This is a genomic window from Serratia sp. root2 (assembly GCF_031931805.1).
Lineage (GTDB): Bacteria > Pseudomonadota > Gammaproteobacteria > Enterobacterales > Enterobacteriaceae > Serratia > Serratia inhibens.
In genome coordinates this window covers 2247116-2263737 of record NZ_JAUJXB010000001.1, presented here as the reverse complement: position 1 = coordinate 2263737, position 16622 = coordinate 2247116, and the positions used below count along the sequence as shown (strand labels likewise).

Genomic DNA, 16622 nt, shown 5'->3' with positions numbered 1-16622 from the left:
AAAGGTAACTAAATGTAAATTTACAGGATAATATCCTGATAATCATGACTTAAAGTAAAATGTTGCACTGCCTGGCTTTTCAAAACACAGATTATTCCTATTCAGTTAAATCGTCAACATCGATCGATAGGTATTTGTTGATAGTTTTTTCCTATCAAGAGGAGGGATATGAATGTTATAAACGATTTAACAATAAGAATACGCCTAGTCTATATTTCGCCGGGCAATGGATTCATCGGGGCTTCATTCCTGACAAGGAGTAGCATCGCTGAATGTACTTAATAGTTGTATTAATTCATCGAGAGTCTAAATATGAAAATTTCTAAACTGTCTGCCGTATTGGCATTGGCTGTAAGCGCCGCTACTATTTCTTCTTTCTCTGCACAAGCGGCTGACGGTACTATTACTTTCAACGGTAAAGTGACTGACCAGACTTGTACTATCAGCACCCCAGGCGGTAAAGACTTCACCGTAACTCTGCCAACCGTTTCTGCTTCAACTCTGGCAACTCAGAGCGCGACTGCCGGCCGTACTCCATTTGCAATCAACCTGACCAAATGTTCTAAAGGCCAGGTAGCCACTTATTTCGAACCAGGCGCAACGGTTGATTTCAACACTGGCCGTCTGAACAACCAGGCGCAGACTGATGCAGCGACCAACGTGCAAATTCAGTTGCTGGGCAGCAACAACCAGTTCCTGCCAATTCTGGCAGCCGGCACCAACGGCGCACAGAATAACTCTCAGTGGGTTACCGTTGCTAACGAAGGCGATTCTGCTGACCTGAACTACTACGCTGAATATTACGCGACCAATGCTGCCGGCGCTGGTGATGTGACTTCAAGCGTTCAGTACACCATCATTTACCAATAAGTCATATGCTTATTCGGGCGGGGGATAATACTCCCGCCGTTTTTCCCTACCGTAGTGATAAAATAATGAAAAATTCATTTAAAAAATACAGTGTATTGCTGATCGCCACGCTATTCAGCAGCAGCGTTTTTTCCAGTGTCATCATTAACGGTACTCGTATTATTTATCCGGGAAAACAACGGGAAGTTACCGTCCAATTATCAAATAATGGAACTTCACCGGCATTGATCCAATCCTGGATTGACGAAGGCGATGCGAAAACCACGCCAGAGAACAGCAAGGCGCCGTTTATCGTTTCCCCGCCCATCAGCCGTGTTGAACCGGCGACCGGCCAGGCGCTGCGTGTTTCACTGACCACGTCGGCATTGGCACAAGACAAAGAATCCCTGTTCTGGTTGAACGTACTGGAGATCCCTCCTGCGCCGACCGGGGCAAATAGCAGCACGCCTGAGAACTTTTTACAGGTGGCTTTCCGCACCCGCGTCAAACTGCTGTATCGTCCGGCCGGCCTGACTGGCGAAGCGAACGATGCGCCTGAAAAACTGCAGTGGCGCTTTAGCGGCGCCGGCGTCAGCGTGAAAAACCCAACGCCGTATTACGTGTCGTTCACCGAAATCAATGCCGTCGTCAACCAGAAGAAAGTGCCGTTGGCGCCACACGGCGACATGCTGGCGCCAGGCCAGGAAAAAACGCTGTCGTTTTCCGGTGACAGCTCGCGCATTGCGGACGTTGCATTTACCACCATCAACGATTTTGGCGGACGCGTGTCCCGCACTAAGAATAAGCAAAAGTAACTCTTGGAAGAGAGACTCATATCCCAGAGCGCAAGCTGTCGGCGGGGTGAGCTTAATTTGGTAAAGGAATGCTTTTATATGAAAGAGTTGCCTATTTCTGCGGCCATTAAACTGGCGCTATTTAACTATAAATCGATTCTGTTGTTGACCGGTGGCGCGCTTTTCCTGGCTGCCCCCGGCTTTGCCCGGGCAGAAATCGCTGCCGACAGCAAAAAGCCGACTGCACCGGTTGAAGCGTCCTTCAACAGTAGCTTCCTGATTGGCGAGGCACAAGGCGTCGATCTTTCGCGTTTCCGCGACGGTAACCCTATTCTGGCAGGCAAATACTCGCTCGACGTTTATGTTAACGGCGAGTGGAAAGGCAAGAAAAGTATCGATTTCAAAAACGTGCCGGGTAAAAACAGTGCCGATACCTGCTTTTCTCTGCTGTCGCTGGATGAATTCGGTGTGGATACTGCGGCGTTGAGCAGCGATCCGTCGGTCAATACCGATACCTGTAAAAGCCTGCCGCAGTGGGTGCCGGAAGCCTATTACCGCCTTGATACCAGTTCGCTGCGTATGGATATCAGTATCCCGCAGGCGTCGCTGCGCCGCAGTGCACGCGGTTACGTTGACCCGAAATTCTGGGATCGCGGTATTACCGCCGGCAGCCTTTCGTATAATTTTAATGCCTTTAATACCCACAGTTCTGCCAACGGCAGCAACGCGGATTCAACCAATGCCTACCTGACCCTTAACGCCGGGTTAAACGTGGCCGGTTGGCAGTTGCGCCACGACTCTAACGTCAACTGGCGCTCCAACGAAAGCACCCATTGGCAAAACACCGCCACTTATGCACAACGCGCCATCCCGGCCGTGCGTGGCATGCTGACGTTGGGTGATACCTATACCAGCGGCGACTTCTTTGATTCTATCGGTTTTCGCGGCGTGCAGGTCGCGACGGATGACCGCATGCTGCCTGACTCTCTGAACGGCTATGCGCCTGTGGTGCGTGGCGTGGCGCAGAGTAACGCGTTGGTGGAGATCCGTCAGAATAACCAGTTGATCTACCAGACTACCGTTGCCCCGGGTGAATTCGTGATTAACGATCTTTACCCAACCGGTTACGGCGGCGACTTGAATGTTACCGTCAACGAGGCCGACGGCAGCAAGCGCCAGTTCAGCGTGCCTTACGCTTCGGTAGCGCAGATGTTGCGTCCGGGGATCCAGCGTTATGCTCTGACCGCCGGCCGAGTGCGCGATGATAATTTGAGCAAGGAACCCGACATGTTCCAGGCGACTTATCAGCGCGGGTTCACCAATATCATCACCGGCTACACCGGCGCTATCGCCAGTGACGGTTATAGCGCCGTACTGTTGGGGAGCGCGGTGGCGACGCCGATCGGCGCCTTTGCTCTGGATGTCACTCAGGCCAATACCCGCCTGAAGCAGGGCGACCAATCCGGGCAGAGCTATAAGCTCAGCTACAGCAAGTTGATGACTGAAACCAATACCAACTTCACCATCGCCGCTTATCGCTATTCCACCTCCGGTTACCTTTCGTTGCGCGACGCCGTTTACTCGCGTGACAACGAGCGCAAGAACCTGAGCGCCGACGCCGTTAACCGCCAGCGCAGCGAATACCAGCTGACCCTGAATCAGGGGCTGGGCGATAACTATGGCTCTTTGTATATCACCGGTTCGGTTCGCGATTACTGGAACCGGGGCGGCAGCACCAAGCAATATCAGGTGGGTTATAACAACTATTATGGCCGCGTCACCTATGGCCTGTCCGCCATGCGTACCTCGGACATGTATAACCGCGATGAAACCCGTTATTACCTGACACTGTCGATCCCGTTCAGCGTCGGTTCGCAGACCCTGAGCCTGAACAGTTCACTGGGCTATACCGATAACGGCTACGACAGCAGCCGCGTGGGTATCAACGGTTCGACCGGTGAAGATAACAACGTCAGCTACAGCGCGACGCTGGCCAACGATCAATCCGGCGGCACCAACAGCAGCGTAAGCGGCGAATACCGCAGCCGGTTCTCGACGCTGAACGGCTCTTACAGTTACGGCAAAGATTATCGCCAGTCGTCGATCGGCGCATCGGGCAGCGTAGTGGCCCACAGCGGCGGGGTGACCATGACGCCGCAGCGCGGCCAGACCATGGTGCTGGTAGAGGCGCCGGACGCCGCCGGGGCTATCGTGACCAACTCGCCGGGCGTGCGTATCGATGACAACGGCTATGCGGTAGTCCCTTATGTGGCGCCATACCGCATGACCAGCGTAACGCTCGATCCAAGCGGCATGTCGCGCGATGTGGAACTGGAAAGCAGCAGTCAGCAGATTGCGCCTTACGCCGGAGCCATCGCGCGGCTGGAGTTCAAGACCACCAAAGGCCAGGCGTTGATCATCCATGCCCTCGGCCCGGACGGCAACGCGTTGCCATTTGGCTCGGAAGTGCTGGACACCCGCAATCAGGTGGTGGGCATCGTTGGCCAGGGCAGCCGCATCTACTTGCGTACGGAAGCGAAGAAAGGGTTGTTGCAGGTGAAATGGGGCACGCAGCCTACGCAGCAGTGTTCTGTCAGCTACAGCGCGAAAGCGCAGGGCAATACTGACTACGAAATTATTGAAGCGAGTTGCAAATGATGACATTAACGCGTGTTCTTTCGCCGAACAAAACGGCGTTCCAACGGCTGGCGCTGTTCGGATTGTTGATGGCCGCCGGCCAGAGCGCTTACGCCAGCTGTACGGTCACCAGCGGTTACAAGGCTCAGGTGATCAATATGAAGCTCGGGCGCGTGCTGGTCACGCCTGGCAGCCAGGTCGGCGATACCTTGGTCACCGGTCAGTTCCCGATTAATGCCGTGAACGGTATTGGCCGTTGCAATAGCAGTGGCGGTAGCGCCATCGGTCAGATATTGCAGGGGAGCCGATCTACTCTTACCAACGTCTGGAGCACCAATATTCCGGGGATTGGCATCCGTTTGTATCGTGAAGCAGGATCGATCAGCACCTTTTACCCGCATACCTTACGGCTGGGTGGGAACACGACCGTTAACCTGAACGGCGGTTACTTCAAGATCGATGTCGTGAAAACGGCGGCTCAGACAGGCACCGGCCAACTGACTACCGGGCTATATACCAACTATTATATGGACGGTAGCGGTCCTGGGTTGCCATTGCTGCAGTCGATTGTCGACGCCAACAGCCTGACGATTGTCACCTCAACCTGTAACGTCGACAGTGGCTCAAAGGACAAGGTGGTTAATCTGGACAGCGTCACTGCTGCCTCTTTTGGCGGCGTTGGCTCAACTCAGGGTGAAAAAGCGTTTGATATCAACATTAACTGTGTTGGCGGCGTCGGTGAAGATCTGTTGCCGGGCAGTGCCGGGCAGGGGATTGTGAATGTGCGTTTCAATTACGATCAGGATACCTCCAATGCGCCTGGCGTAATTAAATCGCAACCTGGAGCCAATACGGCTTCCGGCGTTGCCGTGCAGCTGTTGACGGGCACCACGACGCAACCTATCAAGAATGGCGATGCGGTCAATGCCGGCCGTACGGTGCCAAACCAGGCCAACACCCTGACCCTGCCGCTGAAAGCCCGTTACTACCGTACCGGTACCACGATCAAAGGCGGTAATATCAAGTCGACCGCAACCTTTACCATCGAATACAACTGAGTATTGCGGGCATTAAAAAAGCCAATGGGGTTGCCCATTGGCTTTTTGCTTTTTAGCCGCCTCAGCGCAGACCCATCCAATGAGTGCAGGCGTCATCCACACATTTCCCCGCATACCACAAATGTACGCCCGGCGACTCGTGCCGGTGCCCGTTCAGCGGTGCGATGGGTTGCGGACGCATTTCCACCACGTCCCAGCGCGTAGTGCGGCGATACACCGCCGGCGTTTTGCCGAACTGTTTTTTAAACGCGCGTGAAAATGACGGTTGGGAATCAAAATGGAACTGCAGGGCGATGTCGAGAATAGGACGTGGGGTCGAACGCAGCGCCTGCGCGGCCTGTGACAGGCGGCGTTCGCGGATATAGCTGCCCAGCGCATGGCCGGTGGTGCTGCGGAACATCCTTTGCAGGTGCCATTTGGAGTAGCCTGACTTCGCCGCCACGTTGTCCAACAGCAGCGGTTGATCCAGGTGAGTTTCAATCCAGTTCAGCAAATCGTGAATGATATTGACGCGATCCATTGTTTAAGTTCTCCCGCGGTACGGCATTCAGGTCACAGTAGGTAAGAGTAATTATCCAAGTTAGTTCTTTGATAATAGGCCGCTGAACCGGGTTACGCAAGTGTTAACTGGGGGACTAAAGGTGGCTAAAAGTGCTTTTCCAGCCGCAGAGAAACAAAAAAGGCCGCACGAGGCGGCCTTGATGAAAGGGGGAACAAACGTCGGATCAGTGAGTTTCCGGCTTCACTTCGATATAGTCCAACTGCAAGACGCTGCTGGTGTAGCCGCGGATCTTGTTGGTCATTTCAATATCGCCGTTCAGCTTGTGACCGTAGGATGGAATGATCTCTTTCAGCTTGCTCTGCCATTCCGGCGTCGCCACTTTATCTTTAAACACTTTTTCCATCAGGTGCAGCATGATTGGCGCAGCGGTAGAGGCGCCCGGCGATGCGCCGAGCAGGGCGGCGATGCTGCCGTCTTCGGAGCTGACCACTTCGGTGCCGAATTGCAATACGCCGCCTTTCTCATCATCTTTCTTGATGATCTGCACGCGTTGTCCGGCGGTCCACAGCTTCCAGTCAGCCTGTTTGGCTTCAGGGAAGTACTCTTTCAGCGCAGCGAAACGGTCATCGTCGTTCATCATCAACTGACCAACCAGGTATTTCACCAGGTCGAAGTTATCCAGCCCGACGTGGGTCATCGGCATCAGGTTCGAGGTGCTCAGCGAGTGCAGCAGATCGAACAGCGAACCGTTTTTCAGGAACTTGCTGGAGAAGGTGGCGAACGGCCCGAACAGTACGACGCGCTTGCCATCCAGCATGCGGGTGTCCAGATGCGGAACCGACATGGGTGGCGAACCTACGCTGGCCAGACCGTAAACCTTGGCCAGATGCTGATTCGCCACTTCAGGATTGGTGGTCACCAGGAACTGGCCGCCGACCGGGAAACCGCCGTAGCCGTCGGCTTCAGGAATGCCGGACTTCTGCAACAGCGTCAGAGAGGCGCCGCCTGCCCCGATAAACACGAACTTGGCGTTAACGGTGGTTTCTTTGCCGTCACGGTTAAGATCGGCAACCGTCACGCTCCAGGTGTTGTCGGCGTTGCGCTTGATGTCGCGCACTTCGTGGCCCAGGCTCAGCTTGAACTTATCGCTTTTGCTCAGTGCGCCAACCAACTGGTGGGTGATCACGCCAAAGTTGACGTCGGTACCCAGCGGCATGCGGGTCGCGGCAATTTTCTGCGCCGGATCGCGGCCGTTCATCACCAGCGGCGCCCACTGTTTAATCTGGTTGGGATCTTCGGAGTATTCCATCCCGCGGAACAGGGTGCTGTGCTGCAGCGCCGCATAGCGTTTGCGCAGGAAGTTGACGTTATCGTCACCCCAAACAAAGCTCATGTGCGGTACGCTGTTAATAAAGGATTTTGGATCTTTCAGGACGTTATTTTTCACCTGATAAGACCAGAACTGACGAGAAATTTCAAAAGACTCGTTAACCACCACAGCTTTGCTGATGTCAACGGTGCCGTCTTCCTTCTCTGGTGTGTAGTTCATTTCGGCGAAAGCGGAGTGGCCGGTACCGGCGTTATTCCAGCCGTTGGAACTTTCTTCCGCTACGCCGTTCATGCGCTCATACATGTCGATGGACCAGTTCGGCTCCAGCTCATGCAGGTAAGTCCCCAGGGTGGCGCTCATGATACCGCCGCCAATCAGTACCACATCGACGGTCTTATTCTCTTCTGCTGCAGCCTGTTGCGTGACGCCGAACAGATTCAGACAGAAGATCAGGACGAGTAATTTTCTCATTAAATCAAATCTCTTATGTGTAAATTCTACTCATTGCAGGTGAAAGAATTTATCGGGAGTTACCCTGGAAATAAGTCAAAACAGACCGCCCGGCATGAGCCGAATTGCAGTGATAATGTCTTTTTGTTAATAGTTTTCTTTAACGAAAAGTGGATTATTACAGGCCATCTGGAGGCGGATTGTTCAACTCAGGTTACTGAGGGGATATTATTGTTTGCAAGAATGTTAAAAACTACTTTTGTAACTAAAAAAAGAGGAATATTGGCAGGAATAATTCATTTATTTTTGCGGGCTAAATATAACCGCTAATTTAGCAGGGTTTAATTGCCGCCGATTTAAACGATATTGGCTTATCAAACAATATTTAACGATGAATTGCAAAGCGTGGCCGGTAACAAAAAGAAAATGGCCGCCGTGAGGCGGCCAGAATCCGATTAGCGCTGTTGCCAAATACCGCGAGTTGCGGTGTCGGCGGCATAGGTGCTGAAATCACGCGCTGGGCGCCCAAGGCAGCGCTGGATACCGTCGGTCAGTGACGCATTGCGCCCGTCCAGCACCGTACTGAATAAATACTCCAGCAAGCTGACCATCTCTTCCGGCAACTGCGCTTCGCGCAGATAACCGACATAATCGGCTATCGGCACCTGCCGATAGAGAATCTCACGTCCGCTGGCGGCGGCAATCTCGCTAATGGCTTGTCCAAACGTCATCAGTCGCGGGCCGGTTAGCTCATATACCCTATTGCTGTGGCCGGGCTGAGTGAGAGCGGCGACCGCGGCGTCGGCGATATCGTCGGCATCAATAAAGGGTTCAGGAATTTCGCCCGGCGGCAAATAAACCGTGCCGTTCAGCAGGTCATCGAGAATAAAGCTTTCGCTGAAATTTTGCATAAACCAGCTGGCGCGCAATATTGTCCAGTCCGCGCCGCTACGCTCTATTATTTCCTCAGCCTGGCGAGCTTCGTCTTCTCCGCGTCCGCTGAGCAACACGATCTTTTGCACACCGACCGCTACCGCCTGTCGGCAAAAACGTTCAATGGTGTCGATGGCACCCGGCACCGCCAGATCGGGCTGGAAGCTGAGGTACAACTTTTTCACATCCTGTAAGGCCGGTTGCCAACTGCCGCTGTCCTCCCAGTCAAAAGGAATGGCGGCACCACGATGGCCGGCGCGTACGGCCACGCCTTGCTGTTGCAAACGCGCCGCTACACGGCTGCCGGTTTTACCGGTAGCACCTAAAACCAGTATCGGTGAGGTCTTATCGCTGTTATCCATCGCTTCTCTCCAAATGTGAGTATCACTCATGTTTTGTAAATATGATAAACCCTCGTATTATTGTCAAGGCAGTTTTTGGTTCAAAGGACGATGCTGATGAATGACAAGCAAAAAAATCCGCCCGCGTTGCGGCGTAAACCCAGCCAGACGCGGAGCCGCGAGAAGGTGGAGCTGATCCTGGATTGCGCCACCGCGCTGATAGCCCAGCAGGGCAGCGATGCGATGCGCATGAGCGAAGTGGCGCAAAATGCCGGTATTTCCATTGGGGCGCTGTACCAGTATTTTCCGGATAAGACCGCTATCGTGCGCGTGCTGGCACAGCGTTATAACCAGGAAGCGCGCGAATGCATTGAGCAATGTTTAACTCAGGTACAAGATTTTCCTCGGCTGATCGAGGCTTTTGGCTGCCTGATTGACGAATATTATGCCCTGTTTATGGCCGAGCCCGTCATGCGGGATATCTGGGCGGCGACGCAAGCGAACAAAACGCTGCGTGAAGAAGAGGTGGCGGAAAGCCGGTTGAACGGTGCGTTGCTGGCGGCGGCGATACGGCGTTTGCGGCCACAGGCGGACCCTGTTGCGGTTGAAAACGCCGCTTTTCTGCTGATGCATCTGGGGGAGGCGACGATGCGCCTGGCGGTCAGTACCGGCCCCGATGAGGGCCGCGAACTGGTGGAGAGCTATAAGCAAATGGCGGCGAAGGTGCTGGCAGATGCCTAGAACGCACTATGGCAGCCTGTTCTGCCACTCTTCGTTCAACAAGGCGTAAATAAATTCGTCGCCCCATTCGCCGTTGAAACGGTCGTTTTGCCGCAGGTGCGCTTCTTTACGCAGGCCCAGCCGCTCGACCACGCCGATCGAGCCCTGATTGGCGGCATCGAGTCGGGCAAAGATGCGGTGGCAACCCACCTCGCTGAACCCGCGATCGAGCACCGCACGCACCGCCTCCGCGGCATAGCCTTTACCGGCGTAGACCGGGTTGAAGATATAACCGATCTCCCCTTGTAATGCCGCGCGGTTGGCCAATTTCAGCAGCACTTCGCCGATCAATTCCCCGCTGTCTTGCAAGGTGACCGCACAATAAAAAATATCGCCATCCTCACTGAAGCGTGAAGCCACCGCCTGGGCAAGCTGTTCTTCCAACTGCGCATCGCTCGGCGTGGGGGCGTACAAATAGCGATAAACCTCCGGCAGGCGGTGGTAAGCCGCGTAGGCGTTGATATCGGCAGGGGTAAAGCGGCGTAGCCGCAGGCGTGCGGTGGTCAATGGCAGGCTAATCGACTGCAAGGGGTCATCCTTTCATCTGGGCGCTTGGGCGCGAAGTGAAGACGTAAGGGTGAATATAGCCGTTAATCGCTCATTTTTAACCTGTTAAAGCCGCTTCTCCCCCTGATATTCCGGAGGAGAAGGGATAGAGCAAGCTACCAGGCAGCCAACTTACTTAATCGCCATAGCGTCACGCATGGTGTAGAACAGGTCGGTCTGATCGGTCAGGCCCACGACGTTAGCGGCATGCGGGCCGTAGGCGGCAACGCGCAACTGGGTACCTGTGTGGCCCTGAGAGCCTTCTTCCGAATTGCCATAGCTGATGGTCATTGGCGCGCCATCTTTGGTGGTCAGCGTTTGCGTCAGGCCCGGGGCTTTGGCATCGACGGCAATGATCTGGCTGGAGTGCGCATGGTCGGCAGTGACGATCACCAGGGTGTTGCCGTCGGCGCGGGCAAAGGCCAGCGCTTTCTGTACCGCTTCATCCAGATCGACCGTTTCGCCGAACTGGCCGCAAGGGTTGGCTTCATGGTCCTGCTTGTCGATCGATGCGCCTTCCACCTGCAGGAAGAAACCGTTCTGCTGGTTTTTCAGCAGATCTATCGCTTTTTCGGTCATTGCCGCCAGCGTTGGGATATTGGCAGTTCGTGCCGGGTTGTTCTCGCAGGTGACCGCCGGTTGGTCGATATTACCGTGATGCGAGGCTTTCGGACCCTGCCAGCGCACTGGCATATTGCCGGCGGCAAATAGCCCCAGCAGCGGTTTTTGCTGATTGGCCACGCTGATGGCATTCAGGCCATCGAGGTTTTCCACCCATTGATAACCGAGCGCGGTTGCCTGGTCTTTCAATGATTTTCCCTGCCATTCGCCGCTTTTCGCCAGCTGATTAAAGGATTTCGCTCCACCGCCCAGCGAGACGTCGGCGCGGGTTTTGAGCAATTGCTCGGTGATCGAGCCGCGGCCGCCATTCTCCAGCGCGTTGGTGGCGCATTTTTCGCTGGTTTCTTCCGGGCCGTAGCATTTGCGAGAGGTGACATGCGAAACCTGCGCGGCCGGCGTGGCGTCCTGCAGCTCGGCGGTGGAGACGTTGCCGGTGGCTTTACCCGCCGCCTTGGCGATTTCCAGCAACGTCGGCTGGTCCTTGCCGTTGACGTCGACCCCCAGCGCGCCGTTATAGGTTTTTACGCCGGTGGACCATGCGGTCGCCGAGGCGGCGGAATCCGTCACGTAATCCGGTTTTTGGGTCTTCTTATCCAGCGAGTAATGAGTGTATTGACCGGTCAGCGGCAAGGCATCAATGCCTTTAAAATAGCCGCCCGCACCTTCTGCATAGTTGCGCGCCGAAGTGATTTCAGAATCGCCCATGCCGTCGCCGATCAGTAAAATCACGTTTTTGACCGTTTTGTCAGACAGCGAGGCTTTCAGTGCGGCGGTTTGATCGCCGCTCAGGCGGCGTGCGCCGCCCGGCTCGACGATGTTGCCGCGCGCCGCGCGCTCGGAAAGACCCGCGGTACTGGCCGGTGTTTCATCGGCGAAGGCGGTGGAACAAAGCAGGGCGGATAACACGGCGCCGGCGATCAAAGAAACGGGCTGCAGCATGGAAAAGCTCCTTGTCGTAATAATAAAACATAAATAGCATCAGTTTGTTACGCAGGGAGAGTAGTGCAGAGGTGTGACACTTTTATGACGATACGGGGAGCTAAAATGGGATAGCCAGCGGCTATCCCAGGTAATAAATTATTCGTTGCGGGCTGGAATATTCAAGCCGCGTTGTACTGCCGGGCGCGCCAAACCGCGTTCCAGCCATTTCCCTACCCGTGGGAAACTGTCGAATTCCACCAGTTCACGCGCCTCGTAGAAGCCGATCAGGTTACGCACCCAGCCCAATAGCGAAATATCGGCGATGGTGTAATCGCCCATGATCCAGTTGCGGCCTTCGAGGCGGCTTTCCAGCACGCCGAGCAGGCGTTTGGATTCATTTTTATAACGCTCCAGCGGGCGTTTATCTTCGTATTCACGCCCGGCGAACCGGTGGAAGAAGCCGAGCTGGCCGAACATCGGGCCGACCGCCGCCATCTGGAAAAACACCCATTGGATGGTTTCGTAACGCTGCGCAGGATCCTGTGGCAGGAATTGACCGCTTTTCTCCGCCAGATACAGCAGGATGGCACCGGATTCGAACAGCGGCAGCGGTTTACCGCCTGGGCCATCGGGATCGATAATCGATGGGATTTTACCGTTCGGGTTCAGCGACAGAAATTCCGGCGTCCAGGTTTCATTTTTGCCGATATCGATCAGATGCGCTTCATACGGCAGGCCGATTTCCTCCAGCATAATGGAGACTTTCACGCCGTTAGGCGTTGGCAGCGAGTAAAGCTGCAGCCGTTCCGGATGCTGCGCCGGCCACAGTTTGGTGATTGGGAATTGGGTTTGATCGAGCATGAAGAGTCCTCGGGTTGACGGTTTGACGATTAAGTATTGCACCAAAACTAACGCATTGTGGGGTTAAACCCTGAGGTCAAAATGTGCTTTCAGAGCATTCTTGCCTGCGGCGGTGAGTTGCAGCTCGCGGCTATCGAGCCGGCGCCTTATCCAACCGCGCTCGATAAAGGCGTTAAGTACCGCAGCGCCAAGTGCGCCGCCAAGGTGAGCCTTGCGTTCGCTCCAGTCCAGGCAGCCGCAGGCGAAGCGCCGGCGCGAAGGCGCAGGCGTGCAGTCGATGCCCAACCCTGTCAGGGCGGTACGCCCCGCGTCGCTCAGCAGGTAGTTTTCCTCGCCCACCAGCCAGGCCAACTGATGCAGACGGTCATGCAGTTTTACCGCCACTTCACCGGCCATATGATCGTAGCAGGTGCGGGCGAATTGCAGCGAGGTGGGGGTCGTGCTTTTCACTGCCGGCCGTTCGACGCCGGCCAGCGCCATCAGCGTTTCCAGCACATCGGCCACCGGCTGCCCCGCCAGGCGGAAATAGCGATAGCGCCCCTGTTTGACGCAGGCGATCAACCTCTGTTCCTGCAAGCGCGCCAAATGCCCGCTGGCGGTAGAGGCGGCGACGTCCACAGCGGCGCTGAGCTCGGTGGCGGTATAGGCGCGCCCGTCCATCAGCAGGCACAACATGCGCGCACGGGTACGGTCGGCGATAGCGGCAGTCAGTGCCGCCAGGCGATCTTCGATATCGATGTCATTCATAGTTCGAGATTAGGCGAAGTATGGCTGTAGGTCTAGCCTTAGGATAGGGTTAATCTTCCTGACAGGAACTCTCTATGATTGCCGTTATTTTTGAATTGCAGGCCGCCGACGGGCAGCGTGAAACCTACCTTAAACTGGCGGCAGAGCTAAAGCCGCTGCTGGCGGAGATCGACGGATTTATCTCCATCGAGCGCTTTCAAAGCCTGGCCGATCCGCAGCGGTTGCTGTCGCTGTCCTTTTGGCGGGATGAAGAGGCGGTAAAGCAGTGGCGCAATATCGAGCAGCACCGGGCTGCGCAGGCGCGTGGCCGCCATGATGTGCTGGCGCAGTACCGCCTGCGGGTGGCTGAGGTGGTGCGTGACTATGGTTTGGATCAGCGGGATCAAACGCCGCAGGACAGCTGCGGCTATCACGCAGGTTAATGCAAGGCTGGTTTCGCTGTTGACAGCACTCCCGGCTTTATTCTATTGATAGTGGATGAACAAAAACCGACTTGTATTCGCGCAGATTATTATCACCATTCTGAGAGTGGTGGGATAGCGCGTCTCTTTCAAGCCAAAACCCGCCGGCAAGGCGGGGCAATCTCTCCTCCTGCTGGCCATCACCCAGGAGGACGTCATGGAAAATCACCCCCACGCTGTTTTACATCTGATGTGCGGCAAAGCCGGTTCAGGCAAGTCGACGTTGGCAAACCGCTTGTCGCAGTGCCCGCAAACGCTGTTGATCGTTGAGGACAGCTGGCTGGCGACGCTGTATGAACAACAGATGGCAGGATTGCAGGATTATGTCCGCTATTCGGCCCGGCTGCGGCAGGTATTGAGCGAACATATTGTACAACTGCTGCGTAATGGTCTGTCGGTGGTGCTCGATTTTCCGATGAATACGCCGGATCGTCGTCTTTGGGCCAGACAATTGGCGGAAGCCGCCGGTGTTAGCCATTGTCTGCATTTTCTGGACGTCAGCGATATGCAATGCAAGAGGCGGATAAAACTGAGAAATGAGCAGGGCGATCATCCTTTCGTGCTAAGCGAAGAAACCTTCGATCTGCTTACACAGTACTTTGTTTCCCCTTCAGAGGAAGAGCGGTTGACTGTGGTCAGATACGGTGATCATGCCTGAGTCAGCCCGTTTGAGCGATGTGGTTTCAAGCGCGGTATAGACAGCGACCTCGCTCTGCGGTGCAGAGCGGGTGTTATCCGGAAAGCTATGCCAGCGCGTTCCAACACTGTATAAGCCCCAGCAGATGAACCAGGCCTATGCAGAGACATATCAATGAGCTTATGACGATGAATCTGTGGCTGCGGCCGGTATTGCGCAGCACCAGGGGGCCTGCGATACCACGCAACAAATAGATAAACGTGATGAAGCACAGCGCGGGGCGCAGCAATGGCAGCGGCGCAATGATGCCGGCGCCGGCCAAAGCGTACAACGCCCAGATAAACAACACCAGAGCGATACCTGCGGTCGCGATGGCCGGAAATTTCTTGCCGGCTTCGGCGGCGTGGATAAAGCGATCGCCGGCGCCACACAGGCGATATCCGCGCGGCCCCGCCTTGATCACCCAAACATGCACCAGGGCCGCAATGGCGCTCAGTCCTGCGCCCGTCAGTAATGCCAAATTATAAGGGGTATCCATACTTCTCTTCGCTCCTGGGATAGAACCATTGCGTCAGTTTTTGTGCCGCTCCTTGAACACTGTAGTGGCAATCAGGCTGATAGTCAGCATGCCGGTGACATACCAGGCCGGCGCCATCGGGTTGCCGCTCACGTCCAGCAGCCAGGTGACGATAAGCTGCGCGGAACCGCCAAACAGCGTTACGCCGAAGGCGTAAATCATCGAGGTACCGGTAGCGCGTACGTGGCGCGGCAGGGCGGAAACGATCAGCATGGTGCTGGCCAACATGTTGATGCCCAGAGCGCCGATCAGCAGAATGCGGATGACAATCGCCAGCCATAGGGAATCGGCGGAACCGAGGAACCAAAAGGTGGGGTAAATCAGCACCAACGAGGCAAAGATGGAGAGGATCAGCGGCTTTTTGTAGTTCTGCACCCGATCGACGTAGCGGCCGGCGTAATACACGGCGACTATCTGCACCACGGAAGCAATGCAGCTGAACAGATAGGCGGTTGGCGCGGCAATGTGATAGGTCTGCATCATATAGGTCGGCATATACAGCAACACAATATAAACCATCACGGTGCCGGACATAATGATCAGCATCCCCAGCAGCAGGTCGTTAAAGTGATTGCGCAGCACATCCCAGACCGGGTTAACCGGTGGGCGTTCTTGATCCGCAACCTCGCCGCTATAGGTTTCTTCCAGGTGTTTACGGATATACACGCCGACGGGAATAATCAGCAAGCCGATGATGAAAGGCACGCGCCAGCCCCAGGAATAGAGAGCTTCTTCCGGCAGAAAATAGGTGAGCGCCAGACCGAAAGAGGCGCCCAACAATGCGCTGATGCCCTGGCTTATCGCCTGCCAGCTGACAAAGAATCCTCGCTGATTGGCGCCTGCGGATTCCAGCAGCAAGGTGGTTGCCGAACCGACTTCGCCACCGGCGGCAAAACCCTGAATTAACCGCCCGGTCACGATCAGCATCGGTGCGAAGATGCCAATTTGCGCATGAGTGGGGGCAAAGGCGATTAGCGCTGTGCCGACGCCCATCAGAACGATAGTCATTAACATGGCGGCCTTACGCCCGACGCGATCGGCGTAGGCGCCCAACACCATGCTGCCCAGCGGCCGCATAATAAAGCCGACGCCAAAAACGGCCACCGACATTAATAAAGAGCCATAGGCCGTATCGCTGGGGAAATACAGTTTACCGATAATGGCGGCAAAGAAGCTGTAAACGGTAAAATCGAAGATCTCCAGTCCGTTGCCGAGGCTGGCACCAAAAATGACCTTATAATTTATCGTTTTCTTTTCGATCGTCCGATTCTCGGATAACTCGTTTTCAACAGTGTTTGTCATTATTTCTATCTCTCGCGATGGGTGGCATGTTTTTATTGTTAATGTTTCACCAGTGATACCTGAGGGATGCTGTTTGTTGCGATCACACTATTGCAACCTCTTGTTTACATATACTTGTATGTACAACTATATGCAATACAGGTTATTCGTGGTGTGAAAACGAAGTGAATGGATTTTAAATTAATCATTATCAATATGTTACTTGGTGTTTTGATGCTGCGGCAAGTATGCGGTGGTGATGATTTAGTGACCTGCCACACACAAAGAATCCGATT

At 55.0% G+C, this 16622-nt stretch carries 16 protein-coding genes; 7 read left to right on the top strand and 9 right to left on the bottom strand.

Annotated elements, in window-relative coordinates; translation table 11 throughout:
• Window positions 1–312 precede the first annotated feature (312 nt).
• From QZQ97_RS10340 to QZQ97_RS10325, 4 genes are all read left to right on the top strand, one after another.
• A complete protein-coding gene (locus QZQ97_RS10340; RefSeq protein ID WP_311993359.1) occupies window positions 313–870 on the top strand; it encodes a fimbrial protein in 558 nt (185 codons plus the stop codon).
• 65 nt (window positions 871–935) lie between these two features.
• Window positions 936–1664, top strand: a complete 729-nt coding sequence (locus QZQ97_RS10335) for a fimbrial biogenesis chaperone (RefSeq protein WP_212559068.1) — start codon at window positions 936–938, stop codon at window positions 1662–1664.
• A gap of 78 nt (window positions 1665–1742) precedes the next feature.
• Entirely contained in the window at window positions 1743–4301 is a 2559-nt protein-coding gene (locus QZQ97_RS10330; RefSeq protein WP_311993358.1) for a fimbria/pilus outer membrane usher protein, read from the top strand.
• On the top strand, window positions 4298–5338 hold the full coding sequence (locus QZQ97_RS10325) for a fimbrial protein (RefSeq protein WP_311993357.1): 1041 nt from the start codon (window positions 4298–4300) through the stop codon (window positions 5336–5338). Before QZQ97_RS10330 ends, QZQ97_RS10325 begins: the two co-directional genes overlap by 4 nt.
• Window positions 5339–5399: 61 nt before the next feature.
• Here the strand turns inward: QZQ97_RS10325 and QZQ97_RS10320 are convergent, their stop codons facing one another.
• From QZQ97_RS10320 to QZQ97_RS10310, 3 genes are all read right to left on the bottom strand, one after another.
• The gene (locus QZQ97_RS10320; RefSeq protein ID WP_311993356.1) at window positions 5400–5858 is read right to left on the bottom strand and encodes a helix-turn-helix domain-containing protein; all 459 of its coding nucleotides are present in this window, start codon (window positions 5856–5858) and stop codon (window positions 5400–5402) included.
• Between the two features lie 205 nt (window positions 5859–6063).
• Window positions 6064–7641, bottom strand: a complete 1578-nt coding sequence (locus tag QZQ97_RS10315) for a malate:quinone oxidoreductase (RefSeq protein ID WP_311993355.1) — start codon at window positions 7639–7641, stop codon at window positions 6064–6066.
• A gap of 434 nt (window positions 7642–8075) precedes the next feature.
• A complete protein-coding gene (locus QZQ97_RS10310) occupies window positions 8076–8915 on the bottom strand; it encodes an NmrA family NAD(P)-binding protein (RefSeq protein WP_311993354.1) in 840 nt (279 codons plus the stop codon).
• Between the two features lie 96 nt (window positions 8916–9011).
• Here QZQ97_RS10310 and QZQ97_RS10305 point away from each other — a divergent pair, with 96 nt between their 5' ends.
• On the top strand, window positions 9012–9635 hold the full coding sequence (locus QZQ97_RS10305; RefSeq protein WP_311993353.1) for a TetR/AcrR family transcriptional regulator: 624 nt from the start codon (window positions 9012–9014) through the stop codon (window positions 9633–9635).
• 6 nt (window positions 9636–9641) lie between these two features.
• Here QZQ97_RS10305 and QZQ97_RS10300 read toward each other — a convergent pair whose 3' ends face one another.
• The 4 genes from QZQ97_RS10300 to QZQ97_RS10285 all read right to left on the bottom strand — a co-directional run bounded on the left by QZQ97_RS10300 (window position 9642) and on the right by QZQ97_RS10285 (window position 13370).
• Entirely contained in the window at window positions 9642–10202 is a 561-nt protein-coding gene (locus tag QZQ97_RS10300; RefSeq protein ID WP_311993352.1) for a GNAT family N-acetyltransferase, read from the bottom strand.
• A 150-nt stretch (window positions 10203–10352) separates the two neighbouring features.
• Entirely contained in the window at window positions 10353–11780 is a 1428-nt protein-coding gene (gene phoA, locus QZQ97_RS10295; RefSeq protein WP_311993351.1) for an alkaline phosphatase, read from the bottom strand.
• A 138-nt stretch (window positions 11781–11918) separates the two neighbouring features.
• On the bottom strand, window positions 11919–12623 hold the full coding sequence (locus tag QZQ97_RS10290) for a glutathione S-transferase N-terminal domain-containing protein (RefSeq protein ID WP_311993350.1): 705 nt from the start codon (window positions 12621–12623) through the stop codon (window positions 11919–11921).
• Window positions 12624–12686: 63 nt separating this feature from the next.
• On the bottom strand, window positions 12687–13370 hold the full coding sequence (locus QZQ97_RS10285) for an ArsR/SmtB family transcription factor (RefSeq protein ID WP_311993349.1): 684 nt from the start codon (window positions 13368–13370) through the stop codon (window positions 12687–12689).
• Between the two features lie 74 nt (window positions 13371–13444).
• Here QZQ97_RS10285 and QZQ97_RS10280 point away from each other — a divergent pair, with 74 nt between their 5' ends.
• On the top strand, window positions 13445–13792 hold the full coding sequence (locus tag QZQ97_RS10280; protein WP_311993348.1) for an antibiotic biosynthesis monooxygenase family protein: 348 nt from the start codon (window positions 13445–13447) through the stop codon (window positions 13790–13792).
• Between the two features lie 196 nt (window positions 13793–13988).
• On the top strand, window positions 13989–14489 hold the full coding sequence (locus QZQ97_RS10275; RefSeq protein WP_311993347.1) for an AAA family ATPase: 501 nt from the start codon (window positions 13989–13991) through the stop codon (window positions 14487–14489).
• An 85-nt stretch (window positions 14490–14574) separates the two neighbouring features.
• Here QZQ97_RS10275 and QZQ97_RS10270 read toward each other — a convergent pair whose 3' ends face one another.
• Window positions 14575–15006: a hypothetical protein gene (locus QZQ97_RS10270; protein WP_311993346.1), complete on the bottom strand. Its 432-nt coding sequence runs from the start codon at window positions 15004–15006 to the stop codon at window positions 14575–14577.
• A 33-nt stretch (window positions 15007–15039) separates the two neighbouring features.
• Window positions 15040–16347, bottom strand: a complete 1308-nt coding sequence (locus QZQ97_RS10265) for an MFS transporter (protein WP_311993345.1) — start codon at window positions 16345–16347, stop codon at window positions 15040–15042.
• Between the last annotated feature and the right edge of the window lie 275 nt (window positions 16348–16622).

Coding starts and splice junctions, on each gene's coding strand:
- QZQ97_RS10340 (WP_311993359.1), top strand. CDS start 313: ATGAAAATTTCTAAACTGTCTGCCGTATTGGCATTGGCTGTAAGCGCC.
- QZQ97_RS10335 (WP_212559068.1), top strand. CDS start 936: ATGAAAAATTCATTTAAAAAATACAGTGTATTGCTGATCGCCACGCTA.
- QZQ97_RS10330 (WP_311993358.1), top strand. CDS start 1,743: ATGAAAGAGTTGCCTATTTCTGCGGCCATTAAACTGGCGCTATTTAAC.
- QZQ97_RS10325 (WP_311993357.1), top strand. CDS start 4,298: ATGATGACATTAACGCGTGTTCTTTCGCCGAACAAAACGGCGTTCCAA.
- QZQ97_RS10320 (WP_311993356.1), bottom strand. CDS start 5,858: ATGGATCGCGTCAATATCATTCACGATTTGCTGAACTGGATTGAAACT.
- QZQ97_RS10315 (WP_311993355.1), bottom strand. CDS start 7,641: ATGAGAAAATTACTCGTCCTGATCTTCTGTCTGAATCTGTTCGGCGTC.
- QZQ97_RS10310 (WP_311993354.1), bottom strand. CDS start 8,915: ATGGATAACAGCGATAAGACCTCACCGATACTGGTTTTAGGTGCTACC.
- QZQ97_RS10305 (WP_311993353.1), top strand. CDS start 9,012: ATGAATGACAAGCAAAAAAATCCGCCCGCGTTGCGGCGTAAACCCAGC.
- phoA (WP_311993351.1), bottom strand. CDS start 11,780: ATGCTGCAGCCCGTTTCTTTGATCGCCGGCGCCGTGTTATCCGCCCTG.
- QZQ97_RS10290 (WP_311993350.1), bottom strand. CDS start 12,623: ATGCTCGATCAAACCCAATTCCCAATCACCAAACTGTGGCCGGCGCAG.
- QZQ97_RS10285 (WP_311993349.1), bottom strand. CDS start 13,370: ATGAATGACATCGATATCGAAGATCGCCTGGCGGCACTGACTGCCGCT.
- QZQ97_RS10280 (WP_311993348.1), top strand. CDS start 13,445: ATGATTGCCGTTATTTTTGAATTGCAGGCCGCCGACGGGCAGCGTGAA.
- QZQ97_RS10275 (WP_311993347.1), top strand. CDS start 13,989: ATGGAAAATCACCCCCACGCTGTTTTACATCTGATGTGCGGCAAAGCC.
- QZQ97_RS10270 (WP_311993346.1), bottom strand. CDS start 15,006: ATGGATACCCCTTATAATTTGGCATTACTGACGGGCGCAGGACTGAGC.
- QZQ97_RS10265 (WP_311993345.1), bottom strand. CDS start 16,347: ATGACAAACACTGTTGAAAACGAGTTATCCGAGAATCGGACGATCGAA.